General features: G+C 74.7%; 2 protein-coding genes. Both read right to left on the reverse strand.

Annotated features, from left to right (window positions below; genetic code table 11):
• The coding region (gene pssA, locus HF577_RS37140; RefSeq protein WP_169400675.1) for a CDP-diacylglycerol--serine O-phosphatidyltransferase at nucleotides 1–926 on the reverse strand (926 nt) is incomplete at its 3' end.
• Nucleotides 926–1618: a phosphatidylserine decarboxylase gene (locus tag HF577_RS37145; protein WP_281359958.1), complete on the reverse strand. Its 693-nt coding sequence runs from the start codon at nucleotides 1616–1618 to the stop codon at nucleotides 926–928. The genes pssA and HF577_RS37145, both read right to left, overlap by 1 nt.
• Nucleotides 1619–1653: the final 35 nt, after the last annotated feature.

Consider the following 1653-nt stretch of genomic DNA (forward strand, 5'->3'; position numbering starts at 1 on the left):
GTGCGGCCGTTGCCTGCCCGGCCGCGCTGGATGGCTCCGGTGGGGTCGTCGCCGAACCGGCGGACGGCGGCGGCCATGGCGCTGGCCCGGCCGGCGACGCGGCGGCGCAGCGGGGAGCGCAGGCCGAGGCGGCGGGCCGAGCGGGCGGCCCGTGCGACGGCGCGGCGCTCCCGTACCGGGACGCCCCAGGCTTCCGGGTGCCGGGCGAGCCAGCGGTACCGGTAGCCGGTGTAGGGGATCAGCAGGAGGTAGACCACGGCGACGATGGCGAGCCCGAGGAACGGTGCGGTGATCAGCAGCGCGGCGGCGATGCCGACCAGCACCAGCAGCGGGGCGATGTAGTTGGGCGGCACCCGCACGGTCTTGAACGACAGCGTGGGTAGTCGGCTCACCATCAGCCCGGCCACGAGCAGGGCCCACAGTCCCACCAGCAGCGGGGCCGACCACCAGCCCGGCCCGAAGTGCAGGGTGAGGTAGAGCGGGATGCCTGCCGACAGCGCCGCGGCGGGGGCCGGGACGCCGACGAAGAACTCCTTGGCGAAGGGGTACTCGTCCTCGGCGTCGATCAGGGTGTTGAAGCGGGCCAGCCGCAGGGCCATGCAGATCGCGAAGACCAGCGCGACGATCCAGCCGAACCGGCTGCCCTCCAGCGCCCAGATGTAGATGACCAGCGCGGGCGCGACGCCGAACGACACCAGGTCGGCCAGCGAGTCGAGCTCTGCGCCGATCCTGGTGCTCGCGTCGAGCAGCCGGGCGAGCCGTCCGTCGAGCGCGTCGCACAGCGCGGCGGCACCCACGGCGGCGACGCACAGCTCGAAGCGCCCGCTCAGCGCGAAGTAGACCGCGGAGAGCCCGGCGCAGAGCGCGAGGACGGTGACGGCGTTCGGCAGCAGCCGGACACCTGCGGAGTAAGGCGGCGCGGGCATCAGGACACCCCGTGCCCTGGCAGCTCGGCCAGCACTGTCTCGCCGCCGATGGTGCGCTGCCCGACGGAGACGGTGACCCGCGAGCCGGGGGGCAGGTAGACGTCGACGCGGGAGCCGAACCGGATGAGCCCGTAGGTCTCACCGGCCGCGACCTCGTCGCCCGGGCCGACATCGCACACGATGCGCCGCGCGAGCAGCCCGGCGATCTGGACGACCCCGAGCCGGACGCCGCCGGCGGTCTCCAGCAGCAAGGCGCTGCGCTCGTTGTCCTCGCTGGCCTTGTCGAGGTCGGCGGACAGGAACCGGCCGGGGCGGTACTCCACGGCGAGCACGCGCCCGTCGACGGGGATCCGCTGCACGTGCACGTCCAGCACGGACAGGAACACGCTCACCCGGCACACCGGTGTGGGCGGGAGGTCCAGCTCGGGCGGGGGCAGCACGTCGGAGACGGTGGCCACCGTGCCGTCGGCGGCGGCGAGCACCACGTTGTCGAGCGGTGGCCGGACGCGGCGGGGGTCGCGGAAGAAGGCGGCGGTGGCCGCGGTGGCGAGCGCGCCCGCCAGGGTGCCGCGGCCGGTGGCTGTCCTGATCACCGCTGCTGCCGCCGCCACGGCCGCCACCAGAGGGCGGCCCCCGGGGTGCATCGGGGGGAGGGCGGCGCGGATGAGCCCGGCAACGTGTGGCAGCGACAGCCCGGCGTGGGACGGTGCTGGAGCTGTCTCTTATA

This window comes from Pseudonocardia xinjiangensis, assembly GCF_012911925.1.
GTDB classification, from domain to species: domain Bacteria; phylum Actinomycetota; class Actinomycetes; order Mycobacteriales; family Pseudonocardiaceae; genus Pseudonocardia; species Pseudonocardia xinjiangensis.